This is a genomic window from Variovorax sp. KBS0712, assembly GCF_006323185.2.
Classification (GTDB): domain Bacteria; phylum Pseudomonadota; class Gammaproteobacteria; order Burkholderiales; family Burkholderiaceae_C; genus Variovorax; species Variovorax boronicumulans.
The window spans coordinates 546,866-573,358 of the sequence record NZ_VCCD02000003.1 but is presented as its reverse complement, the minus strand read 5'-3'; the positions used below and the strand labels follow the sequence as shown (position 1 = coordinate 573,358).

General features: G+C 67.0%; 25 protein-coding genes. 19 read left to right on the top strand and 6 right to left on the bottom strand.

All coding sequences use genetic code 11. The features are described from left to right. The first annotated feature begins 34 nt into the window (after positions 1-34). The 10 genes from FFI97_RS27440 to FFI97_RS27395 all read left to right on the top strand — a co-directional run bounded on the left by FFI97_RS27440 (position 35) and on the right by FFI97_RS27395 (position 11,835). A complete protein-coding gene (locus FFI97_RS27440) occupies positions 35-1,831 on the top strand; it encodes an acyl-CoA dehydrogenase C-terminal domain-containing protein (RefSeq protein WP_070060218.1) in 1,797 nt (598 codons plus the stop codon). 43 nt (positions 1,832-1,874) lie between these two features. Continuing rightward, positions 1,875-2,309, top strand: coding sequence for a DUF2147 domain-containing protein (locus FFI97_RS27435; protein ID WP_139701459.1), 435 nt, complete (start codon positions 1,875-1,877; stop codon positions 2,307-2,309). 461 nt (positions 2,310-2,770) lie between these two features. Further along, positions 2,771-5,170 (top strand): 3-hydroxyacyl-CoA dehydrogenase/enoyl-CoA hydratase family protein, encoded by a 2,400-nt coding sequence (locus FFI97_RS27430; RefSeq protein ID WP_139701458.1) that lies wholly within the window; start codon positions 2,771-2,773, stop codon positions 5,168-5,170. An 11-nt stretch (positions 5,171-5,181) separates the two neighbouring features. Continuing rightward, entirely contained in the window at positions 5,182-6,381 is a 1,200-nt protein-coding gene (locus FFI97_RS27425; RefSeq protein ID WP_062471086.1) for an acetyl-CoA C-acyltransferase, read from the top strand. 157 nt (positions 6,382-6,538) lie between these two features. Then, entirely contained in the window at positions 6,539-7,444 is a 906-nt protein-coding gene (locus FFI97_RS27420) for an alpha/beta fold hydrolase (protein ID WP_139701457.1), read from the top strand. Positions 7,445-7,476: 32 nt separating this feature from the next. Further along, the gene (locus FFI97_RS27415) at positions 7,477-8,316 is read left to right on the top strand and encodes an acyl-CoA thioesterase (protein WP_139701456.1); all 840 of its coding nucleotides are present in this window, start codon (positions 7,477-7,479) and stop codon (positions 8,314-8,316) included. Positions 8,317-8,321: 5 nt separating this feature from the next. Next, positions 8,322-9,068, top strand: coding sequence for an SDR family oxidoreductase (locus FFI97_RS27410; protein WP_095949525.1), 747 nt, complete (start codon positions 8,322-8,324; stop codon positions 9,066-9,068). A 55-nt stretch (positions 9,069-9,123) separates the two neighbouring features. Beyond that, entirely contained in the window at positions 9,124-9,717 is a 594-nt protein-coding gene (locus tag FFI97_RS27405; RefSeq protein ID WP_139701455.1) for a 2-hydroxychromene-2-carboxylate isomerase, read from the top strand. Between the two features lie 39 nt (positions 9,718-9,756). Then, positions 9,757-10,521, top strand: coding sequence for an enoyl-CoA hydratase (locus FFI97_RS27400; protein ID WP_070060210.1), 765 nt, complete (start codon positions 9,757-9,759; stop codon positions 10,519-10,521). Positions 10,522-10,716: 195 nt separating this feature from the next. Continuing rightward, entirely contained in the window at positions 10,717-11,835 is a 1,119-nt protein-coding gene (locus tag FFI97_RS27395; protein WP_139701560.1) for an ABC transporter substrate-binding protein, read from the top strand. A 7-nt stretch (positions 11,836-11,842) separates the two neighbouring features. On the opposite strand, the gene FFI97_RS27390 is transcribed toward FFI97_RS27395, so the two are convergent. Next, on the bottom strand, positions 11,843-12,286 hold the full coding sequence (locus FFI97_RS27390; protein WP_139701454.1) for an acyl-CoA thioesterase: 444 nt from the start codon (positions 12,284-12,286) through the stop codon (positions 11,843-11,845). Positions 12,287-12,328: 42 nt separating this feature from the next. Here FFI97_RS27390 and FFI97_RS27385 point away from each other — a divergent pair, with 42 nt between their 5' ends. Both FFI97_RS27385 and FFI97_RS27380 read left to right on the top strand, forming a co-directional pair. Then, positions 12,329-14,164 carry an ABCB family ABC transporter ATP-binding protein/permease gene (locus tag FFI97_RS27385; RefSeq protein WP_139701453.1) on the top strand — a complete coding sequence of 612 codons (1,836 nt, stop codon included), beginning with the start codon at positions 12,329-12,331 and terminating at the stop codon, positions 14,162-14,164. Positions 14,165-14,213: 49 nt separating this feature from the next. Continuing rightward, on the top strand, positions 14,214-15,152 hold the full coding sequence (locus tag FFI97_RS27380; RefSeq protein WP_139701452.1) for a 2-hydroxyacid dehydrogenase: 939 nt from the start codon (positions 14,214-14,216) through the stop codon (positions 15,150-15,152). Positions 15,153-15,162: 10 nt separating this feature from the next. On the opposite strand, the gene FFI97_RS27375 is transcribed toward FFI97_RS27380, so the two are convergent. Further along, positions 15,163-16,605, bottom strand: a complete 1,443-nt coding sequence (locus FFI97_RS27375) for an amidase (protein ID WP_139701451.1) — start codon at positions 16,603-16,605, stop codon at positions 15,163-15,165. 61 nt (positions 16,606-16,666) lie between these two features. Between FFI97_RS27375 and FFI97_RS27370 the strand changes: the two genes are divergently transcribed. From FFI97_RS27370 to FFI97_RS27350, 5 genes are all read left to right on the top strand, one after another. After that, positions 16,667-17,656, top strand: coding sequence for a LysR substrate-binding domain-containing protein (locus FFI97_RS27370; protein ID WP_095949530.1), 990 nt, complete (start codon positions 16,667-16,669; stop codon positions 17,654-17,656). 384 nt (positions 17,657-18,040) lie between these two features. After that, positions 18,041-18,940 carry an amino acid ABC transporter substrate-binding protein gene (locus FFI97_RS27365; protein WP_062471058.1) on the top strand — a complete coding sequence of 300 codons (900 nt, stop codon included), beginning with the start codon at positions 18,041-18,043 and terminating at the stop codon, positions 18,938-18,940. 96 nt (positions 18,941-19,036) lie between these two features. Further along, positions 19,037-19,768: an amino acid ABC transporter permease gene (locus tag FFI97_RS27360; RefSeq protein ID WP_139701450.1), complete on the top strand. Its 732-nt coding sequence runs from the start codon at positions 19,037-19,039 to the stop codon at positions 19,766-19,768. Position 19,769: 1 nt separating this feature from the next. Continuing rightward, the gene (locus tag FFI97_RS27355; RefSeq protein WP_070060204.1) at positions 19,770-20,459 is read left to right on the top strand and encodes an amino acid ABC transporter permease; all 690 of its coding nucleotides are present in this window, start codon (positions 19,770-19,772) and stop codon (positions 20,457-20,459) included. A 45-nt stretch (positions 20,460-20,504) separates the two neighbouring features. After that, positions 20,505-21,242, top strand: coding sequence for an amino acid ABC transporter ATP-binding protein (locus FFI97_RS27350; protein WP_056576214.1), 738 nt, complete (start codon positions 20,505-20,507; stop codon positions 21,240-21,242). A 72-nt stretch (positions 21,243-21,314) separates the two neighbouring features. Here FFI97_RS27350 and FFI97_RS27345 read toward each other — a convergent pair whose 3' ends face one another. Genes FFI97_RS27345 through FFI97_RS27330 form a run of 4 tightly spaced genes read right to left on the bottom strand, consistent with a single transcriptional unit; the run spans position 21,315 to position 25,254 of the window. Next, positions 21,315-22,253 (bottom strand): nucleoside hydrolase, encoded by a 939-nt coding sequence (locus FFI97_RS27345; RefSeq protein WP_139701449.1) that lies wholly within the window; start codon positions 22,251-22,253, stop codon positions 21,315-21,317. Between the two features lie 43 nt (positions 22,254-22,296). Further along, entirely contained in the window at positions 22,297-23,334 is a 1,038-nt protein-coding gene (locus FFI97_RS27340) for a DctP family TRAP transporter solute-binding subunit (protein ID WP_062471046.1), read from the bottom strand. A 40-nt stretch (positions 23,335-23,374) separates the two neighbouring features. Then, positions 23,375-24,673 carry a TRAP transporter large permease gene (locus tag FFI97_RS27335; protein WP_062471043.1) on the bottom strand — a complete coding sequence of 433 codons (1,299 nt, stop codon included), beginning with the start codon at positions 24,671-24,673 and terminating at the stop codon, positions 23,375-23,377. After that, on the bottom strand, positions 24,670-25,254 hold the full coding sequence (locus tag FFI97_RS27330) for a TRAP transporter small permease (protein ID WP_139701448.1): 585 nt from the start codon (positions 25,252-25,254) through the stop codon (positions 24,670-24,672). Before FFI97_RS27330 ends, FFI97_RS27335 begins: the two co-directional genes overlap by 4 nt. A gap of 524 nt (positions 25,255-25,778) precedes the next feature. On the opposite strand from FFI97_RS27330, the gene FFI97_RS27325 reads away from it, so the two are divergent. Both FFI97_RS27325 and FFI97_RS27320 read left to right on the top strand, forming a co-directional pair. Further along, a complete protein-coding gene (locus FFI97_RS27325; protein WP_139701447.1) occupies positions 25,779-26,051 on the top strand; it encodes a hypothetical protein in 273 nt (90 codons plus the stop codon). A 44-nt stretch (positions 26,052-26,095) separates the two neighbouring features. Beyond that, positions 26,096-26,449 (top strand): hypothetical protein, encoded by a 354-nt coding sequence (locus FFI97_RS27320; RefSeq protein WP_139701446.1) that lies wholly within the window; start codon positions 26,096-26,098, stop codon positions 26,447-26,449. Positions 26,450-26,493 lie beyond the last annotated feature (44 nt).

Sequence of the window (26,493 nt, the reverse complement as noted above, 5' to 3'; positions counted from 1 at the left end):
CCAATCTATCTAGCTTCGACCAGGAGAGTCCCGGATGCCTACCTACAACCCCCCCGTGCGTGACATGCAGTTCGTGCTGCACGAAGTGCTCAACGTCGCCGAGGAACTCAAGGCACTGCCGGCCCACGCCGAGACCGATGCCGACACCATCAACGCCGTGATCGAAGAGGCCGGCAAGTTCGCGGCCGAAGTCACCTTCCCGCTGAACATCAGCGGCGACGAAGAAGGCTGCGTGCTCGACAAGGCCACGCACGAAGTCAAGACGCCCACCGGCTTCAAGGACGCCTACGCCAAGTACGTCGAAGGCGGCTGGCCCGCGCTGTCGTGCGACCCGGCCTTCGGCGGCCAGGGCCTGCCGTTCGTGGTGAACCAGTGCCTGTTCGAAATGCTCAACAGCGCCAACCAGGCCTGGACCATGTACCCGGGCCTGTCGCACGGCGCCTACGAGGCACTGGCCGCGCACGGCACCGACGACCAGAAGAAGACCTACCTGCCCAAGCTCACGAGCGGCGAGTGGACCGGCACCATGTGCCTGACCGAACCCCATTGCGGCACCGACCTGGGCCTGCTGCGCACCAAGGCCGAGCCGCAGGCGGACGGCACCTACCGCATCACCGGCAGCAAGATCTTCATCTCGGCCGGCGAGCACGACATGACGAGCAACATCATTCACCTGGTGCTGGCCCGCCTGCCGGACGCGCCCAAGGGCAGCAAGGGCATCAGCCTGTTCGTGGTGCCCAAGTTCCACGTCAAGGCCGACGGCTCGCTGGGCGAGCGCAACCCGATCTTCTGCGCCGGCCTGGAGCACAAGATGGGCATCCACGGCAACGCCACCGCGCAGATCGTGATCGAAGGCGCCACCGGCACGCTGGTGGGCGAGCCCAACAAGGGCCTGGCCGCGATGTTCGTGATGATGAACGCCGCCCGCCTGGGCGTGGGCAACCAGTCGCTGGGCCTGACCGAAGTGGCCTACCAGAACGCGCTGGCCTACGCCAAGGACCGCATCCAGATGCGTTCGCTCTCGGGCGTGAAGGCCAAGGACAAGGAAGCCGACCCCATCATCGTGCACCCCGACGTGCGCAAGATGCTGCTCACGGCCAAGGCGTATGCCGAAGGCGGCCGCGCGCTGCAGATCTTCTGCACGCTGCTGCTCGACAAGGAACACAACCACCCCGACGAGAAGGTGCGCAAGGACAGCGGCGAGCTGGTCGCGCTGCTCACGCCCATCGTCAAGGCCTTCATCACCGACAACGGCCACATCGCGACCAATTCGTGCATGCAGGTCTTCGGTGGCCACGGCTTCATCAAGGAATGGGGCATGGAGCAGTTCGTGCGCGACAACCGCATCAACATGATCTATGAAGGCACCAACACCATCCAGTCGCTGGACCTGCTGGGCCGCAAGATCCTGGGCAACAACGGCGCCTCGCTGAAGAAGTTCGGCAAGCTCGTCGCCAAGCTGGTGGAAGAAGAAGGCGTGAACGAGAAGATGGCCGAGTTCATCAACCCGATCGCGATGCTGGGCGACCAGCTCACCAAGTTCACCACCGAGATCGGCTTCAAGGGCTTCCAGAACCCCGACGAAGTGGGCGCCGCCGCCGTCGACTACCTGCGCGTGGCCGGCCACTTCGTGTTCGGCTACCTGTTCGCCCGCATGGCGCAAGTGGCCCTGCGTGAAATCGCCGCCGGCAACAACGATCCGTTCTACGTCGCCAAGCTGCAGACCGCACGCTTCTACTTCGCCAAGCTGTTCCCCGAGACCGTGATGCTGATGCGCACCGCGCGCGCCGGCAGCAAGGTGTTGATGGACACCGACGCCGCACTCGCCTAAGCGACACACAGTCTTTCTTCATCGACCCACCGGGAGCCCGCTCATGAAAGCAACGCTTGCAGCCGTCTTGTTCACCGTCACCGCCGTCTCGGCCATCGCCCAGAGCACGCCGGTGGGCCTGTGGCGCAACGTCGACGACAAGACCGGCGAGGCCAAGGCCGAGATCCGCATCGCCGACGCCAACGGCGCGCTGCTCGGTCGCATCGAGAAGTCGTTGAAGAAAGACACCAAGCCCGACGCCACCTGCGACGAATGCGCCGACGACCGCAAGGGCAAGCCCATCGCGGGCCTGGAGATCATCCGTGGCGGCAAGAAGGCCGAGGGCAAGGACGTCTGGGAAGGCGGGAAGATCCTCGACCCCGAGAACGGCAAGGAATACCGCGCGAGCTTCACGCCCATCGACGGCGGCAAGAAGCTGGAAGTGCGCGGCTACCTCGGCCCCTTCTGGCGCACCCAAACCTGGAACCGTGTGCAGTAAGCGGCGCAACGGAGGCCATGTGACATGAGTGTCTCATCGGGAAAGTTGATCGGTGGCCTTGCCCTCGTGGCGGTTGCTGCTGCTGCGGCCGCTGTCATCTTCTTTCTTGGGATATTCGCAACTGTCCCCATTGCTACCGGGTACAGAGGCGGCTCGGCGACATTCCCGTGGTGGGTCGGTTTCGGTTGGGCGATCTGCGGCCTGTTTGGTTTTGGAGGACTGGTTCTCCTTGCGAACTCACTGGCAGCAGACGAGTCGCCACCGACCTCAAGGGCCGACTCGGACTCGGCATAGCGCGTCACCGATGCAGCGGAGATTCCCTTTTGTGCTTGATAGCTTGACCCACTCCCGTAGCTGCTCACTTCGTGTAGCAGCCTCCCCCTCAAGGGGCAACACCAGCGGCCCGGTCAAACCGGTTCCGCAGTGTTCCCCGAACTGATTCATAACTTCGAAACTCAGCCATGTCCCGATTTCAAGTGAAGAAGGTCGCCGTGCTCGGCGCCGGCGTGATGGGCGCGCAGATTGCCGCCCACCTCGTCAACGTGCGCGTGCCTGTCGTGCTGTTCGACCTGGCCGCCAAGGAAGGCCCGAAGAACGGCATCGTCACGCGCGCCATCGACAACCTCAAGAAGCTCAAGCCCGCGCCCCTGGGTGACGTGGCCGACGCGGGCCTGATCGAGCAGGCCAACTACGACGACGACCTCGCCAAGCTCGGCGAGTGCGACCTCATCATCGAAGCCATTGCAGAGCGCATGGACTGGAAGCTCGATCTGTACAAGAAGATCGCGCCGCACGTGGCCAAGCATTCGATCCTGGCCTCGAACACCTCGGGCCTGTCGATCACCAAGCTCAGCGAAGCACTGCCTGAAGCCCTGAAGCCGCGTTTCTGCGGCATTCACTTCTTCAACCCGCCGCGCTACATGTTCCTGGTGGAGCTGATCAACACGCCCACCACGCAGCCCCAGGTGCTCGACGACCTCGAGGCCTTCGTCACCAGCACGCTCGGCAAGGGCGTGGTGCGTGCGCACGACACGCCCAACTTCATCGCCAACCGCGTCGGCATCGCCGGCATGCTGGCCACGCTGAAGGAAGTCGAGAAGTTCGGCCTCACGCCTGACGTGGTGGACGACCTCACCGGCAAGAAGCTGGGCCGCGCAAGTTCGGGCACTTTCCGCACCGCCGACGTGGTGGGCCTGGACACCATGGCCCACGTCGTGAAGACGCTGCAGGACAACCTGAACGCCGAGACCGATCCGTTCTACGCCAACTTCGCGACGCCGCCCGTGCTCGCCAAGCTGCTGGAGCTGGGCAACCTGGGCCAGAAGGCCAAGGCCGGTTTCTTCAAGAAGGTCGGCCGCGACATCCTGCGCTTCGACCTGAAGAGCGGCGAGTACGTGCCCGCTGGCGCCAAGGCCGACGAGGTGTACGGCCGCATGCTCAAGAAGCCCGCGGGCGAACGCCTGAAGCTGCTGCGCGAGAGCGAAGGACCGCAAGGCCAGTTCCTGTGGGCCATCCTGCGCGACGGTTTCCACTACGCCGCCGTGCACCTGGCCGACATCGCCGAGAGCGCGCGCGACATCGACTTCGCGATGCGCTGGGGCTTCGGCATGAAGCAGGGCCCGTTCGAACTCTGGCAGGAAGCCGGCTGGGCGCAGGTCGCCAAGTGGGTGCAGGAAGACATCGACGCTGGCAAGGCACTCAGCACGGCGCCGCTGCCCAAGTGGGTCTTCGAAGGCCCGGTCGCGCAAGCCGGCGGCGTGCACACGCCTGAAGGCTCGTGGAGCGCCTCGCAGAACAAATTCGTGCCGCAGCGCAAGCTGCCCGTGCACGACCGCCAGCTGTTCCCCGAGAGCGTGCTCGGCGCGAACGCGGCCGATGCCAACACGTCCGGTACCACGATCAGCGACGAAGGCGATGTGCGCGTGTGGACGCTCGACGGTGAGGTGCTCATCGCGAGCATCCAGTCGAAGATGCACGCCATCAGCCCCGACGTGGCCGAGGCGCTCGGCGCCGCGGTCGACCTGGCCGAGGCCGAATACAAGGGCCTGGTGATCTGGTCGCCCGACGAGGTGTTCTCGGTCGGCGCCGACCTGCAGGCGATGCTGCCGGCCTTCGTGGTCGCGGGCATCGGTGCGGTCGAAGGCGCGGAAGAAGAGCTGCAGAACGTCATGCTCAAGATCCGCTATGCCAACGTGCCGGTGATCTCGGCCGTGCGCGGCATGGCGCTGGGCGGCGGCTGCGAGCTGGCCATCCACTCGGCCAAGCGCGTCGTCGCGATGGAGAGCTACATCGGCCTGGTCGAAGTCGGCGTGGGCCTGATCCCCGGCGCGGGCGGCCTGACCTACATCGCACGCCGCGCAGCCGAGAACGCATCGGCCTCGACGGGCACCGACCTGCTGCCCTTCCTCACCGAAGGCTTCACCGCCGCGGCGATGGCGAAGGTCGGCACCGGCGCGCTCGACTCGAAGAAGCTGGGCTACCTGCTCGACAGCGACGTGATCGTGCCGAACAAGGACGAGCTGCTCTACGTGGCACTGCAGCAGGCCAAGGCCATGGCCGACGCCGGCTACCGCCCGCCGCTGCGCCGCACCTTCCGCGTGGCGGGCCGCAGCGGCGCCGCGACGATCAAGGGCCAGCTCGTGAACATGCGCGACGGCGGCTTCATCAGTGCGCACGACTTCCACATTGCCAGCCTGATCGCCAACGTGGTCACCGGCGGCGACGTGGACGCGGGCTCGCTCGTGACCGAGGAATACCTGATGACGCTGGAGCGCAAGGCGTTCTGCTCGCTCATCGTGCACCCCAAGACGCAAGAGCGAATCATGGGCATGCTCAGCACCGGCAAGCCCGTGCGCAACTAAGGACAGATTTCATGAGCAAGCAAGTACAAGACGCCTACATCGTCTCCGCCACCCGCACGCCCATCGGCAAGTCGCACCGCGGCTACTTCCGCAACTACCGTCCCGACGACCTGCTCGCGACCACGCTGAAGGCAGCACTCGCGGCAGTTCCTGGCCTCGACCCGAAGGCCATCGAAGACATCATCTGCGGCTGCGCGATTCCCGAATCGCAGCAGGGCCTGAACGTCGCGCGCATCGGCGCGGTGCTGGCCGGCCTGCCGACCAGCATCGGCGGCATCACCGTCAACCGCTTCTGCGCCTCCGGCCTGTCGGCCGTGCAGATGGCGGCGGACCGCATCCGCGTCGGCGAGGCCGACGTGATGATCGCGGCCGGCGTCGAGAGCATGAGCATGGTGCCGATGATGGGCAACTCGCCCTCGCTGTCGCCCTCCATCTTCGAGCGCGAAGGCGACGTGGGCATTGCCTACGGCATGGGCCTCACGGCCGAGAAGGTCGCGCAGCAGTGGAAGGTGAGCCGCGAGGCGCAGGACGCGTTCGCGCTGGCCTCGCACCAGAAGGCACTGGCCGCGCAGGCCGCCGGCAAGTTCGCCGACGAGATCACTCCGATCGAAGTGACCGACCGCACGCCGAACCTCGAGACCGGCGAGTCGATCGCCAAGACCCGCACCGTGAGCCTGGACGAAGGCGCGCGTCCCGACACCAGCATCGAGGGCCTGGCCAAGCTGCGCACCGTGTTTGCCGCGCGCGGCACGGTGACGGCCGGCAACAGCTCGCAGACCTCGGACGGCGCGGGCGCGCTGATCCTGGCCAGCGAGAAGGCCATCAAGCAGTACGGCCTCACGCCGCTCGCGCGCTTCGTGAGCTTCGCCAGCAAGGGTGTGCCGCCGCACATCATGGGCATCGGCCCGATCGAGGCGATTCCGGCTGCGCTGCGCTATGCGGGCCTGAAGCACGAGGACATCGACTGGTTCGAACTCAACGAAGCCTTCGCCGCGCAATCGCTCGCGGTGATGAACACGCTGGGGCTCGACCCGTCGAAGGTCAACCCGATGGGCGGCGCCATTGCACTGGGCCACCCGCTGGGCGCGACCGGCGCGATCCGCGCGGCCACCGTGGTGCACGCGCTGCGCCGCGAGAAGCTGAAGTACGGCATGGTCACGATGTGCGTGGGCATGGGACAAGGCGCCGCAGGCATCTTCGAACGCGTCTAGCGGCTACTGCGCGGGCGATCTGCGGCGTTGCGGGGCCCGTCGGGAAATCCTCACGACCCGTCAGGTCGCTCCGGTTTCCCGCCACCCGCGCCTTGCATCTCATCCCGCTCGCTACGCCGCAGGGCGGTGGTTGATCAACGAAGAAGGAGGCAGGCCCATGCAAGCGCACCAGATCCCGGTCGATGGCGGTGTGCAACTGGCGGTGCGCCGCTACGACCCCGCCGACGCCCCGCGCGCCAGCATCGTCATCGGCGGTGCGATGGGCGTGCGCCAGTCGTTCTACGAGCCCTTCGCGCACTGGCTCGCGGGGCAAGGCCTGCGGGTCTGGACCTTCGACTACCGCGGCAGCGGCGACTCGCTCGGCGATGCGCCGCTGCGCGGTTTCCAGGCCGACCTGTTCGACTGGGCGCGCGACTACGAGGCGGTGATCGACGCCGCCAAGGCCGCGCTGCCCGACCAGCCGCTGTACCTGCTGGGCCACAGCCTCGGCGCGCAGCTGCCGGGCTTCCTGCAGCGGCCCGGGCAGGTCGACGGCCTCGTGAGCATCGCGGCCGGCAGCGGCTACTGGCGCGAGAACGCGCCGAAGCTGCGGCGCAGCATCCTCTACTTCTGGTTCGTGCTGGTGCCGCTGGCGACGCGCCTGTGGGGCTACTTCCCAGGCCGCAAGCTGAAGAAGGTCGGCGACCTGCCGCGCGGCGTGATCCTGCAATGGCGCCGCTGGTGCCTGAACCCGCGCTACAGCGTGGGCGCCGAAGGCGAGCCCGCGCTGCAAAGCTATGCGCGCGTGCGCTTCCCGGTGCTCGCGCTCTCGATGACCGACGACGAGCTGATGACGCATGCGGGCACGCGCAGCCTCGTGAGTTTTTATGCAGGCGCGCCGAGCGCGGTGGAGCGCATCGCGCCGGCCGACGTGCAGGCGCGGCGCATCGGCCACTTCGGCTTCTTCCGCGAGCAGTTCAGCCAGAGCCTGTGGCCGAGCACACTCGACAAGCTGCACCGGCTCGCCGCGCTGACCGCGCCTGCGGCAGTGCAGCACGCCAACGTCCCGCACACGACTGCGTGAGGTCATCCTCCGAAGGCACACTGGCGATCACCATGAGCAGCACGACCCCACACCCCCTCGACAAAGCCCTGGCCCTGCACCACAGCGACATCCGCGTGGGGCACTTCACGGGCACCACGAGTCCCGACTACTGGAACATGGTCGGCCCGTTCGGCGGCACCACCGCGGCGCTCGCGCTGCAGGCGGTGCTCCAGCACCCCGACCTGCTCGGCACGCCCATCGCGCTGACCGTCAACTACGCGGCCGCGCTCGGCGAAGGCGCGTTCGACATCCAGGCCATCGCCGTGCGCACCAACCGCTCGACGCAGCACTGGACGGTGACGATCACGCAGCCCGGCGCCGACGGCGCTGCGAACATGACGACCACCGCCACCGTGGTCACGGCCGCGCGCCGCGACACCTGGAGCCAGGCCGACCTCACGATGCCCGAGGCGCCGAAGCCCGAGGCCGTCGATCGCATCCGCATCGGCCCGTCGGGCGTGGCCTGGCTCGAGCAGTACGAGATGCGCCCCTTCAGCGGCGGCATTCCCGCCAAGTGGGACGGCAGCCTGCAGCACAGCGAAACGCGCCTGTGGGTGCGCGACGCGCAGGCCCGCCCGCTCGACTTCGCCTCGCTCGCCGCGTTGAGCGACGTGTTCTACCCGCGCGTGTGGCTGCGCCGCGCCACGCACGTGCCCGCGGGCACGGTGTCGATCACCACCTACTTCCATGTCGGCGCCGCCGAGCTGGCCGAGGTCGGCACGGGCTACCTGCTGGGCTGCGCGGCGGGGCAGCAGTTCTTCAATGGCTTCTTCGACCAGAAGGCGCAGCTGTGGAGCGAGAAGGGCGCGTTGCTGGCCACGTCGAACCAGATCGTCTACTACAAGGAATGACTGTCATGGCGCTCACCAAGGCTGCATTGATCGTCGGCGCGGGCGACGCCACCGGCGGCGCCATCGCCCGCCGCTTCGCGCGCGAAGGCTACGCCACCTGCGTCACGCGGCGCAGCCTCGACAAGCTGCAGCCGCTGGTGGCGCAGATCGAGGCCGACGGCGGCCGGGCCCACGCCTTCGCCTGCGATGCACGCAAGGAAGAGGAAGTGGTGGCGCTCATCGAGCAGATCGAATCGACCGTCGGGCCGATCGAGGTGATGGTGTTCAACATCGGCGCGAACGTGCCCGAGAGCATCCTCACCGAAACCGCGCGCAAGTACTTCAAGGTGTGGGAGATGGCCTGCTTCTCGGGCTTCCTCAACGGCCGCGAAGTGGCCAAGCGGATGGTGGCGCGGGAGATGCCGGCCGGCGGCCACCGCGGCACGATCATCTTCACGGGCGCGACGGCTTCGCTGCGCGGCGCCGCCAACTTCGGCGCCTTCTCGGGCGCCAAGATGGCGCTGCGCGCGTTGGCCCAATCGATGGCACGCGAGCTGGGGCCGCAGGGCATCCACGTCGCGCACGTCGTGGTCGACGGCGCCATCGACACCGAGTTCATCCGCAGCAACTTCCCCGAGCGCTATGCGCTGAAGGACAGTGACGGCATCCTGAACCCGGACCACATCGCCGACAGCTACTGGATGCTGCATGCGCAGCCGCGCGACGCGTGGACGCACGAGCTGGACCTGCGCCCCTGGTCCGAGAAGTTCTGACCGGCGCCGCGCTACGCATCGCATCGCGACGCACAGCCCCAAGGAGACGACACCCATGACGAAATCCGTCGCGTTCTATTTCGACGTCGGCAGCCCCGCCGCCTACCTGGCCGCCACGCAGCTGCCGCACGTGTGCGCCGACACCGGTGCCGAGCTGGTCTGGAAGCCCATGCTGCTGGGCGGCGTGTTCCAGGCCACGGGCAACCATTCGCCCGCCGAGATCAAGGCCAAGGGCCCGTACCTCACGACCGACCTGCAGCGCTTTGCCAGGCGCTACGGCGTGCCCTTCGTGCACAACCCGCACTTCCCGATCAACACGCTGCTGCTGATGCGCGGCGCCACCGGCGTGCAGATGAAGATGCCCGAACGCTTCGGTGCGTACATCGACGCGGTGTTCCATGCGATGTGGGTCGAGCCGAAGAACCTCAACGACCCCGCGACCGTCGGCGCCGTCTTGCAAAATGCAGGCTTCGACGCCGCGGGCCTGCTCGCGCTGGCCGGCGCGCAGGACGTGAAAGACCGCCTCAAGGCGGTCACGCAGGAGGCGGTGGAGCGCGGCGTGTTCGGCGCCCCCACCATGTTCGTCGGCGACCAGATGTTCTGGGGCCAGGACCGCCTCGATTTCGTCCGCGAAGCCATCGACGCCTGAGCGCGTCGCCCCCCGTTTTACCTACCCAAGGATCTTTCCATGAGCGACATCCTCGTCCACACCGAAGCCGGCGTGATGACCATCACCTTCAACCGCGTCGACAAGAAGAACTCGATCACCAGCAGCATGTACGCCGCGCTGGCCGACGCGCTCGCCACGGCCGAGAGCGAAGCCGCCGTGCGCTGCGTGCTGATCCAGGGCGACCCGACGATCTTCAGCGCCGGCAACGACATCGGCGACTTCCTCAACGGCCCGGCCTCCACGCAGGAATCGCCGGTGTTCCGCTTCCTGCGCGGCATCGCCACCTTCCCCAAGCCCATCGTCGCCGCCGTGTGCGGCCCGGCCGTGGGCATCGGCACCACGATGCTGTTCCACTGCGACCTCGTCTACGCAGGCGACAACGCGGCGTTCTCGATGCCCTTCGTCAACCTGGGCCTGTGCCCCGAGGCCGCGTCGAGCCTGCTGGTGCCGCAGATGCTGGGCTATCACCGCGCCGCCGAAGCCCTGCTGCTGGGCGAGCCCTTCATGGCCGAGGCCGCGCTCGAAGTGGGCCTGGTCAACCGCGTGGTGCCGCCGACTGAAGCCAACGGCATCGCGCAGACGCAGGCGCGCAAGCTCGCGGCCAAGCCGCTGAGCGCGCTGATCGAGACCAAGCGCCTGCTGAAGAAGGCGCAGATGCCCGCCGTGCTCGAGCGCATGGGCGAAGAAGGCGCGAGTTTCGGCCGCATGCTGCGCGAGCCCGCTGCCAAGGAAGCGTTCGGTGCGTTCATGGAGAAGCGCAAGCCTGATTTCTCGAAGGTCTAAGCCTTCCGTGGACTTGCCTGCGGACGGTGCCTGCGTACACTGTTCCTCGTGCCTGCTCCAGACGTCAACCCGCCCACAATGCCCGCCACGCGGGCGATGCGTGCTACTGAAAAAGTAGCATTCGGGCCGACGCGCCGGCATGCTTTGGGCTTACTTGCGGGCACGCTCGCGGCGCCCTCGCTGGTGCTGGCGCGCGTGCGGCCGTTGCGCATCGGGGTCATCGGCTCGTGGTCGGGGCCCTATGCGGGCGGCGGGCGGCAGTTCGACGCCGGCATGGCGGTCTGGCTGGCCGACCACAAGCAGCAGATCGCGGGCCGGCCGGTCGAGCTGCTGCGCCGCGACGTGCCCGGCAGCGCGCCCGAGCAGGCGCGGCGCCAGGCGCAGGACCTCATCGAGAGCGAGCGCGTCGACCTGCTCACGGGGCTGGACTTCAGCTCCAACGCCTACGCCGTCGGCACCGTTGCCACGCAGGCGCGCGTGCCGACCGTGATCATGAACGCCGCCTCCTCGGGCATCCCCGGGCGCTCGCCGTTCATGGTGCGGGTGTCGTTCACCATCGCGCAGGTCACGGCGCCGCTGGCGCGCTGGGCGCTGCAGCAGGGGCTGCGCGACGTGTGCACCGTGGTGGCCGACTACGCCTCGGGCGTGGACGCCGAAAGCGCCTTCGTCTCCGGCATCACCGCGGGCGGCGGGCGCGTGGGCGCGATGCTGCGCGTGCCGCTGAACACGCTCGACTATTCGGCCTACATGCTGCGCCTGCGCGAGCTCAAGCCGCAGGCCGTGTTCTTCTTCCTGCCGTCGGGCCAGATGCCGGCCATCTTCCTGAAGTTCTGGCGCGATCGCGGCATGGCCGATACCGGCATCCGCCTGCTCGCCACGGGCGACGCCACCGACGACCACTACCTGGACGGCATCGGCGAACTGGCCGAGGGACTGGTCACCAGCCACCACTATTCCTTCGCCCACGAGTCGCCGGCCAACCGGCGTTTCGCGGGCGCCTTCGAGACCGAGTACGGCAGCCACCTGCGCCCGGGCTACTTCGCCGTGGCGGCGCACGACGGGCTCGCGGCCATCGACGCCGCATTGAGCGCGCCGGGCGCGCGCGGCGGCAAGGCGGGCGCCGAGCGGCTGGTGGATGCGTTCCGCGGCCTGCGGCTGGACAGCCCGCGCGGGCCGGTCGAGATCGACGCCCACACGCGCGACGTGGTGCAGTCGGTCTACATCCGCCGCGTGGAGCGGCGCGACGCGCGCTGGATCAACCGCGAGTTCGAGTGCTTCGAGCGCGTGCGCGACGCCGGCATGGGCGTCGCCTGAAGGCGGCTCAGGCCGCCGGCTGTTCGATGGGGCGGGGGCGGCCGTTGTCGTCGATGGCGACGTAGGTGAAAGTGGCCTGCGTCACCTTGATGTACTCGCCCTGGGCCCGGAAGCGCTCGGCGAACACCTCGACCGTCACCGTGATGGAGGTGCGGCCCACGCGCACCAGCTTCGAATAGAACGAGAGGATGTCGCCCAGCCGCACCGGCTGCTTGAAGATGAACTCGTTGACCGCCACCGTCGCCTGGCGGCCCTTGGCGTAGCGCGCCGGGATCACCGAGCCGGCCAGGTCGCACTGCGCCATGACCCAGCCGCCGAAGATGTCGCCGTTGGCGTTGCAGTCGGCCGGCATCGGAATGACCTTGAGCACCAGCTCCATGTCGGTGGGCAGGCTCTTGAGGGTGGCGGCGGCGGCCGCTGCGGCGGAAGCGGCACTGGAAGGGGTGGACATGGGCACAATCTGAAGCAACAACAACACCCACGATTGTCCCCCATGCGCCGAAGCGGCGAAGCCCTTTCCTCCTCTCCCCATGCGCCTGGCGGCCATCCGCCGGACCGCGCCGACCGTTCCGACTGGGCGACCCTGCGTCGCCTCTTTCCCTATCTCTGGCAGTACAAATGGCGCGTGATGGCCGCGCTGGCTTTCATGGTGGGCGCCAAGGTGGCCAACGTGGGCGTGCCGGTGCTGCTGAAGAACCTCATCGACACGATGACGCCCAAGCCCGACATGGCGCAGGCGCTGCTCATCGTGCCGATCGGGCTGTTGCTGGCCTACGGGCTGCTGCGCTTTTCCACGGCGCTCTTCGGCGAGCTGCGCGAGCTGATCTTCGCCAAGGCCACCGAGGGCACGGCGCGGCAGATCGCGCTGGAGGTGTTCGGCCACCTGCACTCGCTGAGCCTGCGCTTTCACCTGGAACGCCAGACCGGCGGCATGACGCGCGACATCGAGCGCGGCACGCGCGGCGTGCATTCGCTCATTTCGATGTCGCTGTACAGCATCGTGCCGACCATCATCGAACTGGCGCTGGTGCTCACCATATTGGGCGTGAAGTTCGACGCGCTGTTCGTGTGGATCACGGGCGTGGCGTTGGTGCTGTACATCACCTTCACCGTCACGGTGACCGAGTGGCGCACGCAGTTTCGCAAGACCATGAACGAGCTCGACTCGATGGCGCAAAGCCGCGCGGTCGATTCGCTGCTGAACTACGAAACGGTCAAGTACTTCAACAACGAAGACTTCGAGGCCAAGCGCTACGACGCCAGCCTCGACCGCTACCGCAAGGCCGCCATCAAGAGCCAGCGCACGCTGAGCATGCTCAACACCGGCCAGCAGCTGCTGATCGCCGTGAGCCTGGTGCTGATGCTGTGGCGCGCCACCTCGGGCGTGGTCGAAGGGCGCATGACGCTGGGCGACCTGGTGATGGTCAACGCCTTCATGATCCAGCTCTACATTCCGCTCAACTTTTTGGGCGTGATCTACCGCGAGATCAAGCAGAGCCTGACCGACCTGGACAAGATGTTCGTGCTGATGGAGAAGGAGCGCGAGGTGCGCGACACGCCCGGTGCGCAGCCGCTGGCGGGCGTCGATTCCAGCATCCGCTTCGAGGACGTGAGTTTCGCCTACGAACCCGATCGCCCGATCCTCAAGCACGTGAGCTTCGAGATCCCCGCCGGCAAGACAGTGGCCGTGGTCGGCCCGTCGGGCTCGGGCAAGTCGACGCTCGCGCGGCTCCTGTACCGCTTCTACGACGTGCAGCAGGGCCGCATCACCATCGGCGGCGAAGACATCCGCGCCGTGCAGCAGGCCAGCGTGCGCCGCGCCATCGGCATCGTGCCGCAGGACACGGTGCTGTTCAACGACACGGTCGAATACAACATCGCCTACGGCCGCCCCGGCGCGACGCGCGAAGAGGTGGAAGGCGCCGCACGGGCCGCGCGCATCCACGACTTCATCGCCGCCACGCCCAAGGGCTACGAAACGACGGTGGGCGAGCGCGGCCTGAAGCTCTCGGGCGGCGAGAAGCAGCGCGTGGCCATCGCGCGCACGCTCTTGAAGAACCCGCCGATCGTGATCTTCGACGAGGCCACCTCGGCGCTCGACTCGGCCAACGAACGCGCGATCCAGTCCGAGCTGCGCAGCGCCGCGCAGGGCAAGACCACGCTGGTCATCGCGCACCGCCTGTCGACCGTGGTCGAGGCGCACGAGATCCTGGTGCTCGAATCGGGCGTGATCGTCGAGCGCGGCACGCACGCGAATCTGCTGGCCCAGCAGGGACGCTACGCCCAGATGTGGGCTTTGCAGAAGAGCGAAGCAGTGCCGATGCTCTAGCCCGATCATTCATCCCTTCTTTCCTTTCACCGATTCCAGGAGTTCAGACGTGTCGACCAAGATTCCCCTGCTGGTGCTCAACAGCCTCTCGAGCGCCCACCAGGCCCAGATTGCCGAGGTCTACGACATGACCTACGCCTTCGGCGACGCGCAGCGCGCCGCCGCCATCGCCGAGCACGGCAGCAAGTTCCGTGCGGTGCTGACCATCGGCGTCATCGGCCTCACGCCCGCCGAGATCGACGCCATGCCGGCGCTCGAACTGGTCTGCTGCATGGGCGCGGGCTACGAAGGCGTGCCGCTCGAGGTCACGCGCGCACGCGGCATCGCCACCGCCAACGGCGCCGGCACCAACGACGACTGCGTGGCCGACCACGCCTTCGGCCTGCTCATCAGCATCGTGCGCGAGTTCCGCACGCTCGACCGGTTGTGCCGCGAAGGCGTGTGGCGCGAGGCCATTCCGCAGCCGCCGAACGTGTCGGGCAAGAAGCTCGGCATCCTGGGGCTGGGCACCATCGGCCAGAAGATCGCCAAGCGCGCCGCCGCCTTCGACATGGAAATCGGCTATCACAACCGCAAGCCGCGCGAAGGCGCCACGCACCGCTACTTCGACGACCTGAAGTCACTCGCCACCTGGGCCGACTTCCTGGTGCTGGCCGCGCCGGGCGGGCCGGCGACCAAGCACCTGGTCAATGCCGAAGTGCTCGACGCGCTGGGGCCGCAGGGTTATCTCGTGAGCATCGGCCGCGGCAGCGTGGTCGACACCGAGGCGCTGGCGAAGGCGCTGCGCGAACACCGCATCGCGGGCGCGGGCCTGGATGTGTACGAGAGCGAACCCAAGCGCCCCGAGCCGCTCATCGGCCTGGACAACGTGCTGCTCACGCCGCACATGGCGGGCTGGTCGCCCGAGGCCACGCAGAAGTCGGTGGACCACTTCCTCGCGAACGCCGAAGGGCACTTCGCGGGGCGCGGCGTGCTCACGCCGATCTGATCAGATTCGATCAGGACAGGGCCGGCGGGCGCCGCGCCGCCCAGCCGCAGGCCTGGTCGTAGGCATGGCCCAGCCGCAGCACGTCGAGGTCGGCATGGATCGGCCCGGCCAGTTGCAGGCCCATCGGCAGCCCGCCGTCGCCGAAGCCCGCGCGCACGTTCAGCGTGGGCAGGCCCGCCAGCGTGAAGGGCGTGACGATCTCCATCCAGCGGTGGTAGGTGTCGCTCTTCACGCCGTTCACCTCGGCCGGCCAGTGCAGCTCGGCGTCGAACGGGAACACCTGCGCGGTCGGCGCGACCACGAAGTCGAAGCGCTCGAAGAGCTTGAGGAAGGCTCGGTACACGTTCGAGCGGTAGTGCGAGGCCTGGTACAGCGAGGCGGCGTCCAGGTGCCGGCTTTGCTCGATCTCCCATTGCGCCTCGGGCTTGAGCTGGGCGAACAGCTTCGGGTCGCTCAGGTAGGCGCCGAGCTTGCCGCCCACCAGCAGTTGCCTCAATCGCAGCCAGGCGCTCCAGTTGTGCTCGCGCGGCACGTCGAGCGTGCAGGGTTCGACCTCGCAGCCGATGGTGCGGAAGGTGTCGAGCGCCTGCTCGCCGAGTTCGCGCACGCCCGGCGCCAGCGGCAGCTCCGGCCAGAGGCTGCCGAGCCAGCCGATGCGCAGGCCGCGCCCGTCGCCGTCCAGCTGCAGGTCGTCGGGCGAGGGCAGGGCGTGCGGTGACGACAGCGGCACGCGCGTGTCGAAACCCGCCTGCACGGCCAGCAGCCGGGCCGTGTCTTCCACGGTGCGGCCCATCGGGCCCTCGCAGCCCAGCTGCTGGAAGAAGAGTTCCTGCTCCGGGTCGCCGGGCACGCGGCCGCGCGACGGGCGCAGTCCGATCACGTTGTTGAAGGCGGCGGGGTTGCGCAGCGAGCCCATCATGTCGCTGCCGTCGGCCACGGGCAGCATGCCCAGGGCCAGCGCCACGGCCGCGCCGCCGCTGCTGCCGCCCGCGCTGCGATCGGGCGCGTAGGCGTTGCGCGTGATGCCGAACACGGTGTTGTAGGTGTGCGAGCCGAGGCCGAACTCGGGCGTGTTGGTCTTGCCGATGACCACGGCGCCGGCCGCACGCATGCGGGCGACGTGCAGGCTGTCGGTGCGCGCGGGCGAGCGCGGCGACAGCGGCGAGCCCATCGAGGTCGGCAGGCCGGCGGCGTGGCTCAGGTCTTTCACGGCCAGCGGAAAGCCGTGCATCCAGCCGCGCCGTTCGCCGCGCGCCAGCTCGGCGTCGCGTTCGTCGGCCTCGGCCAGCAACTGGGCGGGGTCGCGCAGGGAGACGATGGCGTTGAACTGCGGGTTGAGCGCGTCGATGCGGGCGAGCGACGCCTGCATCACCTCGCGGCAGGACACGTCGCGGGCCGCGATCTTGCGCGAAAGTTCGGTGGCGCTGAGCTCAGGCAGGTCGTCGAAAGGCATGGCGCATGCGGGAAAAGGAGGGGGCGCCCAGTATGGCGCGGCGCTCGCATAATCGCCGCGTATGGAAACAAAGTGGCTCGAAGACTTCATCAGCTTGGCGGAAACCCGCAGCTTCAGCCGCTCGGCCCAGTTGAGGCACGTGACGCAGCCGGCGTTCTCGCGGCGCATCCAGGCGCTCGAGGGATGGGCCGGCACCGACCTGGTCGACCGCAGCTCCTACCCCACGCGCCTCACGCCCGCGGGCCAGACGCTGTACAGCCAGGCCATCGAGATGCTGCAGTCGCTGCAGAGCACGCGCGCCATGCTGCGCGGCCACTCGGCCGCCGGCCAGGACGTGATCGAGATCGCCGTGCCGCACACGCTGGCCTTTACCTTCTTTCCCTCGTGGGTCACGAGCCTGCGCGAGCACTTCGGGCCCATCAAGAGCCGTCTCATCGCGCTCAACGTGCATGACGCGGTGCTGCGGCTGGTCGAGGGCAGCTGCGACCTGCTCATTGCCTACCACCACCCCTCGCAGCCGCTGCAGCTGGACGCCAACAAGTACGAGATGGTCAGCCTGGGCGAGGAAACCGTCGCCCCCTGGGTCAAGGCCGATGCCGAGGGCGCGCCGCGCTACCGGCTGCCGGGCCGCCCGGGCCAGCCGCTGCCCTACCTGGGCTACGCGCCGGGCGCCTACCTCGGGCGCGTGGTCGACCAGTTGCTGAAAGAGTCGGGCACGGCCATCCACCTGGACCGCGTCTACGAGACCGACATGGCCGAAGGCCTGAAGGTGATGGCGCTCGAAGGCCACGGCATCGCCTTCCTGCCGCAGAGCGCGGTGCGCAAGGAGATCAAGGCACGCAAGCTGGTGAGCGCGCTGCCGCCCGAGATCGACAGCCTCGAGGCCAAGATGGAAATCCGCGCCTACCGCGAGCGGCCCACCGCGCCGGTCCCGGTGAAGGGCGGCGCCGGCCGCTCGGCGGCCCGGGCCGGGCTGTCCGAAAGCCTGCAGCCCAAGCGCACGGCCGACGCCCTGTGGTCCTACCTGGTCGGAACCCAGCCGCCGCAGTGAGCGGGCGAGTGTGAATGGCTGCAGATTTGTGCGCTGCACAATCTATAAGCACCACGCATACGGCCCCCCGCAATCAGCATTGGCGGCGAGGCCGCGCCGCCACTACAGTCGCGGCAGTTTTTTTCGGCCGTTGCACGCCGGGGATCGCCGGTCGCTGCTTGCGCCACGCACAGCCGCCCGAATGCCGGGCACAAAGGCTGCTTAGTGAAAGTCGGACAATGCGAAATGTCTGGATTGCACCAGGCTGGCGCCCCGATGGGCGCGGCCGGTGCGAGGCGGGCGGCGATGCCCGTGGAATGCACCGGGTTGGTCCGGGTATCCCGCAAAATGCGAGTGTCTAGAATTTCGTTCTATTTGTTTCAGTCACCCTCAGGAGCTTTTCGTATGAAAAAACAAGTATTGGCATTGGCTGTCGCAGCGCTCGCCACCAGCGGCGCCTTTGCACAGGCCAATGACACCCTGGCCAAGATCAAGGCCTCGGGCACCATCACCGAAGGCGTGCGTGAGTCCTCCGGCCTTTCGTACACGCTCGGCAATGGCCAGTACACCGGCTTCCACTACGACGTCTGCGCCAACATCATCAAGGACCTGGAGAAGGCCGCCGGCAAGAAGCTCGAAGTCAAGTACCAGCCCGTGACTTCGCAGAACCGCATCCCCCTGGTGCAGAACGGCACCGTGGACATCGAGTGCGGCTCCACCACCAACAACGCCACCCGCCAGAAGGACGTGGCTTTCGGCGTGACCACCTACGTCGAAGAAACCAAGATCGTCGTCAAGGCCAACTCGGGCATCAACTCGCTGGCCGACCTGAAGGACAAGACGGTCGCCACCACCACCGGCACCACGCCGCTGCAGACGGTGCGCAAGCAAAAGCGCGCCGAGAACCTGACCTTCAAGGAGGTCTATGGCAAGGACCACTCCGACAGCTTCCTGCTGCTGGAAACCGGCCGTGCCGACGCCTTCGTGATGGACGGCTCGATCCTGGCTGCCCTGGCTGCCAAGTCGAAGTCGCCCAAGGACTACAAGATCCTGAACGACGTGCTGGCCGTGGAACCCATCGCCATCATGATCCGCAAGGACGACCCGGCTTTCAAGAAGGCCGTGGACGACAGCATCAAGGCCCAGGCCAAGTCGGGCGAACTCGCCAAGCTGTATGACAAGTGGTTCCTCAAGCCGATTCCCCCGGCCAACGTGACCATCAACCTGCCGCTGGGCGAAGCCACCAAGAACGCGTGGGCCAACCCGAACGACAAGCCGGCCGAAGAGTACGTCACCAAGGAATAAGCGCGCGTCGCTGCGTGAATGGACGCCCACCTTTCGCGGTGGGCGTTTCTTTTCAAGGGACGGTTTTTCGAAAAGAAGCTGAAGGAGTAAACACACATGGGAAACTGGGATTGGCAGGTCTTCCTGCAAGACCCCGGGGGGGAATATCCGAGCTACCTGCAATGGATGCTCTCGGCCTGGGGCTGGACCGTGTCGGTCGCGCTGCTGGCGCTGATCGTCGCGCTGGTGCTGGGCTCGCTGATCGGCATCATCCGCACGCTGCCCGACAGTCCGTGGCTGGTGCGCTTCGGCAATGCATGGGTGGAGCTCTTTCGCAACATCCCGCTGCTGGTGCAGATCTTCCTCTGGTATCACGTGATTCCGGCGCTGGTTCCCGTGATGAAGGGCGTACCGAGCTTCATCCTCGTGGTGCTGGCACTGGGCTTCTTCACCTCGGCGCGTATCGCCGAGCAGGTGCGCTCCGGCATCCAGGCGCTGCCCAAGGGCCAGCGCTACGCGGGCATGGCGGTGGGTTTCACCACGCCGCAGTACTACCGCTACGTGATCCTGCCGATGGCGTATCGCATCATCATCCCGCCGCTCACGAGCGAGACGATGAACATCTTCAAGAACTCGTCCGTCGCGTTCGCCGTGTCGGTCACCGAACTCACCATGTTCGCCATGCAGGCGCAGGAAGAAACCTCGCGCGGCATCGAGGTCTACCTGGCGGTGACGGCGTGCTACGTGGTGTCGGCCCTGGCCATCAACCGGCTCATGGCGTTCATCGAGAAGAAGACCCGCGTGCCGGGCTTCATCGTCTCGGCCAGCGCTGGCGGCGGAGGACACTGACATGATGAATCTCGACCTGTCCTTCTACAACTGGGACGTCATCAGCAACTTCGTCATCAAGGGCTTCTACTTCAGCATCATGCTGACGGTGGTGGCCACCATTGGTGGCGTGATCTTCGGCACGATCCTGGCGCTCATGCGCCTGTCGGGCAAGAAGTGGCTCGATGCGCCCGCGGCCCTGTACGTCAACGGCATGCGAAGCATCCCGCTGGTGATGGTGATCCTGTGGTTCTTCCTGCTGGTGCCGGCGTCGTTCTATTCGCTGTTCGGTTCGCTCGGCTCGAACTACCGCTCGGAAATCTCGGCGGTGATCACCTTCGTGGCGTTCGAAGCGGCCTACTTCTCCGAGATCATGCGCGCGGGCATCCAGTCGATCCCGCGCGGTCAGGTGAACGCGGGCCAGGCGGTGGGCATGACCTACGGCCAGAACATGCGCCTCGTGGTGCTGCCGCAGGCCTTCCGCAACATGCTGCCGGTGCTGCTCACGCAGACCATCATCCTGTTCCAGGACACCTCGCTGGTCTACGCCATCGGTGCCTACGACATGCTCAAGGGCTTTGAAACGGCGGGCAAGAACTTCGGCCGTCCGATCGAGGCCTACCTGCTGGCGGCGGTCGTGTACTTCGCCATGTGCTACGCCCTTTCCTGGCTGGTGAAACGCCTGCACAAGAAAATCGCCATCATTCGCTGATCGAGTTGGCTGAACTGAACCGGAGAGAAACAAATGTCCGAAAAAATGATTGAAATCAAGAACGTCTCCAAGTGGTACGGCCCGGTGCAGGTGCTCAACGACTGCTCGGTGAACATCTCCAAGGGCGACGTGGTGGTGGTGTGCGGCCCGTCGGGTTCCGGCAAGTCCACGCTCATCAAGACCGTGAACGCGCTCGAGCCCTTCCAGAAGGGCGAGATCACCGTCAACGGCATCCCGCTGCACGACCCCAAGACCAACCTGCCCAAGCTGCGCTCCAAGGTCGGCATGGTGTTCCAGCACTTCGAGCTGTTCCCGCACCTGTCGGTGACCGAGAACCTCACGATCGCGCAGATCAAGGTGCTGGGCCGCACGCCCGACGAAGCCAAGACCCGCGGCCTGAAGATGCTCGACCGCGTGGGCCTGATGGCGCACAAGGACAAGTTCCCGGGCCAGCTGTCGGGCGGCCAGCAGCAACGCGTGGCGATCGCCCGTGCGCTGAGCATGGACCCGATCGTGATGCTGTTCGACGAACCCACCTCGGCGCTCGACCCCGAGATGGTCGGCGAAGTGCTCGACGTGATGGTGAGCCTGGCCAAGGAAGGCATGACCATGATGGTGGTCACGCACGAAATGGCCTTCGCCCGCAAGGTCGCGAGCCGCGTGATCTTCATCGACGTGGGCGGCAAGATCCTCGAAGACTGCCCGAAGGACGAGTTCTTCAACCACCCGGAAAACCGTCAGCCGCGCACCAAGGACTTCCTGAACAAGATCCTGCAGCACTGATCCGCTGCCGCACCCAAACAAAAAGCCACGCTGTCCGCAGCGTGGCTTTTTTCATGGGGCTTGGCCTGAAGCTCAGGGCAGCCGCGCGATGTGCTCCGTCAGCAGGTCGAAGAAGCCCTGCGCATCGCCGTCGACGATCCACTGCACATTGGCCGGCCGCTTCAGGCTGCCGTGCCAGTCGGCCACGGTCTGGCCGAAGCCCATGCCTTCGCGGCTGTCGATCTCGACGTGGATGCGGCGGCCCTGGAACAGGTCGGGCCGCAGCAGGTAGGCCGTCACGGTGGCGTCGTGCACCGGGCCGCCCGGCATGCCGTAGTGGGCCATCTCCTGCGGCGCGTAGGCGTCGAGGATGTCGGCGACGATCGCGCCCGCGCGGTTGCCCAGCTGGCGCAGCCGCGCGATGCGCGCGTCGCTCGTGAGAATCTTGTGCGTCACGTCCAGCGGCAGCATCGTGATCGGCACGCCGCTCTTGAGCACCGCCTCGGCCGCATGCGGGTCGGCGAACACGTTGAACTCCGCCACCGGCGTGATGTTGCCGCCGTTGAAATGCGCGCCGGCCATGAGCACCAGCTCGCGCAGGCCGCGCACGATGTCGGGCGCCTGTTCGAGCGCCAGTGCGAGGTTGGTCTGCGGGCCGAGCATGGCGAGCGTCACGCTGTGCTCGGGTGCGGCGCGCAATGTGCGCACGAGGTAGTCGACGGCGCTGCCTTCGGCCAGCGGCACGGCGGGCTCGTGCACGGCCACGCCCGTGAGGCCTTCGCGGCCGTGGATGTTGGCGGCGTAGATCGGTGTGCGCTGCAGGGGCCGTTCGGCGCCCGCGTAGACCGCAAGCTCCGGCCGTCCGGCCCATTCGCAGGCCAGGCGCGCATTGCGCGAGGTCTTGGCCAGGGGAACATTGCCCGCCACCGTGGTCAGCGCCTGAATCGCCAGCGATTCGGGCGCCGCCAGGGCGAACAGCAGCGCGATCACGTCGTCCGCGCCGGGGTCCGTGTCGATGATCAGGGTGTGCATGGCGACATTGTCATGCCGCCCCCGATCCACGGCGATGCGCGGCTTACTTCGCGCGCGCGGCGATGGCCTTCTCGGCCTTGGCCACCAAATCGACGCCGACGGTCGACTTCCACTTGTCGTACACCGGGCGCGTGGCCTTCACGAAGGCGTCGCGCTCGGCCGGCGTGAGGTTGGTCACCGTCACGCCCATGGCCGCGATGTCCTTCAGCACGGGCTTGTCGGCTTCGACCAGGCCCTTGCGCGCGATGGCGATTTCCTGCTTGCCGGCATCCAGCGCGGCCTGGCGCACGATGGCCTGATCGGCCGGCGTCCACGAGGCCCAGATTTCCTTGTTCACGACGAACACCAGCGGGTCGGCCACGTAGCCCCAGGTGGTGACGAACTTCTGGCCCACCGTGTGCATCTTGAGCACGGTGAACAGGAACAGCGGGTTCTCCTGGCCGTCGACCGCGCCGCTGGCGAGCGCGGGCTGTGCGTCGGCCCAGCTCATCTGCGTGGGGTTGGCGCCCAGCGCGGTGAGCATGTCGGAGTAGATGGGCGAGCCCACCACGCGGATCTTCATGCCCTTGATGTCGGCCGGCGACTTGATCGGCTTCTTCGAGTTGGTGATTTCGCGGAAGCCGTTCTCGCCCCAGGCGAGCGGCACCACGCCGGCCTTGTCGAGCGTCTTGAACATGTCCTTGCCCACTTCGCCTTGCGTGAGCGCGTCGATGGCCGCGTAGTCGGGCATCAGGAAGGGCATGGAGAACAGGTTGAGCTGCTTCACTTGCGGCGACCAGTTGATGGTCGAACCCACGGCCATGTCGATCACGCCCTGGCGCAGCGCGCTGAACTCGCGCGTCTGGTCGCCCTGGATCAGCGACACGCCCGGGTACAGCTTGATGTTGATGCGGCCCTGGGTGCGCTCCTTCACGAGGTCGGCCCAGATCTTGCCGGCCTGGCCCCACGGCGTGGGCGGGCCCAGCACCAGCGACATCTTGTACTCGGGCTTGTAGGTGGCCTGCGCCATCGCGCCGGTCGAGAACAGGCCGAGCGTGGCGGCGACGGCGGCAAGGCCCAGCAGGGTGCGGCGGAATTTCATGAGAGAGGTCTCCTCTTGGTCTGTCGATGGATCGAAAAAATCAGTAGCCCAGCTTGCGCGGCAGCCAGAGCGCGAGTTCGGGGAAGGCGATCACCAGCACCATCACCACGAACATCGAGAACAGCATCCAGCCCACCCACTGCACGGTTTCTTCCATGCGCACCTTGGCGATGCGGCACGAGACCATGAGGTTGACCGCCAGCGGCGGCGTGAACTGGCCCAGCGCCACCTTCAGCGTGAGGATCACGCCGAACCACACCGGGTCCCACTTGTAGTGCTGCACGATGGGCAGCAACAGCGGCACGAAGATCAGGAAAATCGACACGCCGTCCAGGAACATGCCCACGGTGATCAGCAGCAGGATCAAGAGCGCCAGGATGCCGTACTCGCCCAGCCCCGAATTCACGATGGCGCGCGTGACCGGATCGATGACGCCCAGCGTGGACAGCGAGTACGCGAAGATGCCCGCCAGCGACACCACCAGCAGGATCACCGCCGACAGCTCGCCCGACTCGCGCAAGATCACGAACAGGTCGCGCACCTTGATCGTCCGGTGGATGCACATGCCCACGAACAGGCCGTAGAACACGGCGACCACGGCCGCCTCGGTCGGCGTGAACCAGCCCGCGCGCATGCCGCCCAGGATGAGCACCGGCGCCGCCAGGCCCCAGATCGCTTCGCGAAAGCTCTTCCAGAACGGCGGGCGCGGCAGCGTCGATTCGAGCGCGCCCATCTTGTGCTTGCGCGCCAGCCACACGGCCGGAATCATCAGCGCCAGGCCGGCCATCACGCCGGGGATCATGCCGGCCGCGAACAGCGCCGGCACCGAGGCGCCGGGCACCAGCACCGAGTACACGATGAACGCGACCGAGGGCGGAATCAGGATGTCGGTGGCCGCCGCGGCGCCCACCACGCTGGCCGAGTAGGCAGCCGGATAGCCGGCGCGGCTCATGGCCGCGATCATCACCGCGCCCACGGCGGCGGCGTTGGCCGGGCCCGAGCCCGAGATGCCGCCCAGGAACATGGCCACCGCAATCGCCACCAGCGGCAGCATGCCGGGGCCGCGGCCCACGATGGCGATGGCGAAGTTGACCAGGCGCAGCGCCACGCCCGAGCGGTCGAAGATGGAGCCGACCAGCACGAACATCGGAATCGCCAGCAGCGGGTACTTGCCCAGGCCGGCGTAGAAGTTCTGCGGCACGGCCAGCAGGCCGAACCACTGGGCGTCAGCGTTGGCCAGCGCAATGCAGGCGGCGCCCGCCAGGCCGAGCGCGGCGCCGATGGGCACGCCCACCAGCATCATCACGACGAAGGCGACGAAGAGCAGGGTGGCGATCACTTGGCGTCGCCCTTCTTGCTGTCGCTGTCGTCAGACTTGTAGTTCGTCTTGCGGCCACGGCGCACCATCAGGCCGATGGCGCGCCCCGCGATCGCGAACGACACGATGGGCAGCCAGATCGAATACCACCAGGCGGGCAGGCCGATGCCGGGCGTGGTTTCCTCGAAGCGGTAGTCGTCCCACACCATGCGGATGCTGAGCGCGCCGATCAGCGCGAACAAGATAGCGATCATCAGCGCGCCGAACTGCGCCAGGCGCTTGCGCCGCGCCATGGAGCCGCTCTCCGAGAAATACTCGATGCGGATGTGCCGGTCGCGTGCCACCGCGGCCGAGCCGGCCACCAGCGCCAGCATGATCATCAGGAACACCGAGAACTCCTCCGTCCACGCGAAGGACGAGTCGGTGAAGTAGCGCACGATGACGTTGGCAAACGTGATGAGCGCCAGCGCGCCCATGATGAGGACCGTGAGCCAGTCTTCGATGGCGAGGGGAACCTTGGTGGGTTCGTCGGCGGCTTCGATGTCGGGGGGGAGGGGACTGGCGGCGTCCAGCGTGGGGCCGGACTCGGGAGGAGTTGTCATCGCAGGAAAGGGCAGCTGAGGCAGGCGCCAAGTCACCGGGCGGACGCCGGGACGCGATCCGTACACCTTGACAGGCGAGCAGCGCTCGATGCTAGGGGGTCAATGACCATTCATATATCGGGGGTTTCCTTAGCTGTGGCGGTGTGTTGACGGCGTCGGCTGGGGGGCCTTCGGGGCGCGTGCACAGGACACCGGGTACTCCCCTCCGCGAATGTCCCCCGCCCCTCCTTGATTTCGCTGCGGGGAGCACCCGATGCCCTGCGCACGATGAGTGCGCCCGTGGGGTTGGCGGTTCGACCGCTGCGGTGGATTGCAGATGGATGTGCGGGGGCGTACCACTGAGCTTTCGTGAGCGACAGGCACTGGCGAAGCAGAAGCCCGAGGGGTTGGTGCCGGATGCGGTCGAGATAGACATGGCTGCGTTCAATGTTCGCTTCAGACTGGTTGTTGTCGTTCGATCGGGCGGACCGGAGGGGTGCTATCGGCCACAACCGGACCTTCACAAGCAGGTTAGATTGGCGTCCATGACACGCTCACGAACACCACTTGAGGCCGCTGCAGGCAAACTCATTGCGGCAATTCAGAAGGAGTGGGGCATCGAAGCTGGGGGGCCGGAGGCGGCCGCGAGCGAGGAGGCAATGCATGCGGCCCACGGTCTGTTGCAAGCCGCTTCGAAATCCGGGGCAATCGAGAGCGTCATCGGCTCGAGCTCCGTAGCGACGTACTTGGGCGAGCAGTGGGTTCAGGCTCATCCACAGGTGCTGCCATACATCGAGGCCCTTGAAGGCGCTCAATGAGCAACCGACGTCAAGCGGCCAAAAGCGGAAGTAGAAGAGCACTCATGACCAGCGAAGAACATATCGAGGGCTTAGAAGGCTGGTTCCAGCCTTGGAACGAGCACGATCTGGCGGCTCGACCGCTCTTAAAGATCGGTGGGACATACACCATCTACACGGGACGTCTGACCGAAGGTGAGGTCGCAACTCTGGGCAGGCTGCTTCTTGGATTGCCAGGGGCACGGCCAGGCTCGATGGGCTTCTTCAGTGATTCTTCTGGCGATCCATGCTTAGAAGCGTCGTTTGAGCCATCCGGCATAACCATTGAGGGGCAGGCGTCGTCGGAGCAGTGGACTGCATGGGACATAGCGTTCAGAACCGCCGTCGAGAAAGCCAAGCTGCCGCGCTTCCCAGCGTAGAGGTATAGGTCAACTTGGGGCCGTGTGGTGCCGACCGCCAGTGG

Coding starts and splice junctions, on each gene's coding strand:
- FFI97_RS27370 (WP_095949530.1), top strand. CDS start 16,667: ATGGAAACAAAGTGGCTCGAAGACTTCATCAGCTTGGCGGAAACCCGC.
- FFI97_RS27355 (WP_070060204.1), top strand. CDS start 19,770: ATGATGAATCTCGACCTGTCCTTCTACAACTGGGACGTCATCAGCAAC.
- FFI97_RS27415 (WP_139701456.1), top strand. CDS start 7,477: ATGAGCAGCACGACCCCACACCCCCTCGACAAAGCCCTGGCCCTGCAC.
- FFI97_RS27340 (WP_062471046.1), bottom strand. CDS start 23,334: ATGAAATTCCGCCGCACCCTGCTGGGCCTTGCCGCCGTCGCCGCCACG.
- FFI97_RS27400 (WP_070060210.1), top strand. CDS start 9,757: ATGAGCGACATCCTCGTCCACACCGAAGCCGGCGTGATGACCATCACC.
- FFI97_RS27410 (WP_095949525.1), top strand. CDS start 8,322: ATGGCGCTCACCAAGGCTGCATTGATCGTCGGCGCGGGCGACGCCACC.
- FFI97_RS27420 (WP_139701457.1), top strand. CDS start 6,539: ATGCAAGCGCACCAGATCCCGGTCGATGGCGGTGTGCAACTGGCGGTG.
- FFI97_RS27385 (WP_139701453.1), top strand. CDS start 12,329: ATGCGCCGAAGCGGCGAAGCCCTTTCCTCCTCTCCCCATGCGCCTGGC.
- FFI97_RS27365 (WP_062471058.1), top strand. CDS start 18,041: ATGAAAAAACAAGTATTGGCATTGGCTGTCGCAGCGCTCGCCACCAGC.
- FFI97_RS27375 (WP_139701451.1), bottom strand. CDS start 16,605: ATGCCTTTCGACGACCTGCCTGAGCTCAGCGCCACCGAACTTTCGCGC.
- FFI97_RS27350 (WP_056576214.1), top strand. CDS start 20,505: ATGATTGAAATCAAGAACGTCTCCAAGTGGTACGGCCCGGTGCAGGTG.
- FFI97_RS27435 (WP_139701459.1), top strand. CDS start 1,875: ATGAAAGCAACGCTTGCAGCCGTCTTGTTCACCGTCACCGCCGTCTCG.
- FFI97_RS27330 (WP_139701448.1), bottom strand. CDS start 25,254: ATGACAACTCCTCCCGAGTCCGGCCCCACGCTGGACGCCGCCAGTCCC.
- FFI97_RS27320 (WP_139701446.1), top strand. CDS start 26,096: ATGACCAGCGAAGAACATATCGAGGGCTTAGAAGGCTGGTTCCAGCCT.
- FFI97_RS27360 (WP_139701450.1), top strand. CDS start 19,037: ATGGGAAACTGGGATTGGCAGGTCTTCCTGCAAGACCCCGGGGGGGAA.
- FFI97_RS27390 (WP_139701454.1), bottom strand. CDS start 12,286: ATGTCCACCCCTTCCAGTGCCGCTTCCGCCGCAGCGGCCGCCGCCGCC.
- FFI97_RS27425 (WP_062471086.1), top strand. CDS start 5,182: ATGAGCAAGCAAGTACAAGACGCCTACATCGTCTCCGCCACCCGCACG.
- FFI97_RS27345 (WP_139701449.1), bottom strand. CDS start 22,253: ATGCACACCCTGATCATCGACACGGACCCCGGCGCGGACGACGTGATC.
- FFI97_RS27430 (WP_139701458.1), top strand. CDS start 2,771: ATGTCCCGATTTCAAGTGAAGAAGGTCGCCGTGCTCGGCGCCGGCGTG.
- FFI97_RS27440 (WP_070060218.1), top strand. CDS start 35: ATGCCTACCTACAACCCCCCCGTGCGTGACATGCAGTTCGTGCTGCAC.
- FFI97_RS27405 (WP_139701455.1), top strand. CDS start 9,124: ATGACGAAATCCGTCGCGTTCTATTTCGACGTCGGCAGCCCCGCCGCC.
- FFI97_RS27325 (WP_139701447.1), top strand. CDS start 25,779: ATGACACGCTCACGAACACCACTTGAGGCCGCTGCAGGCAAACTCATT.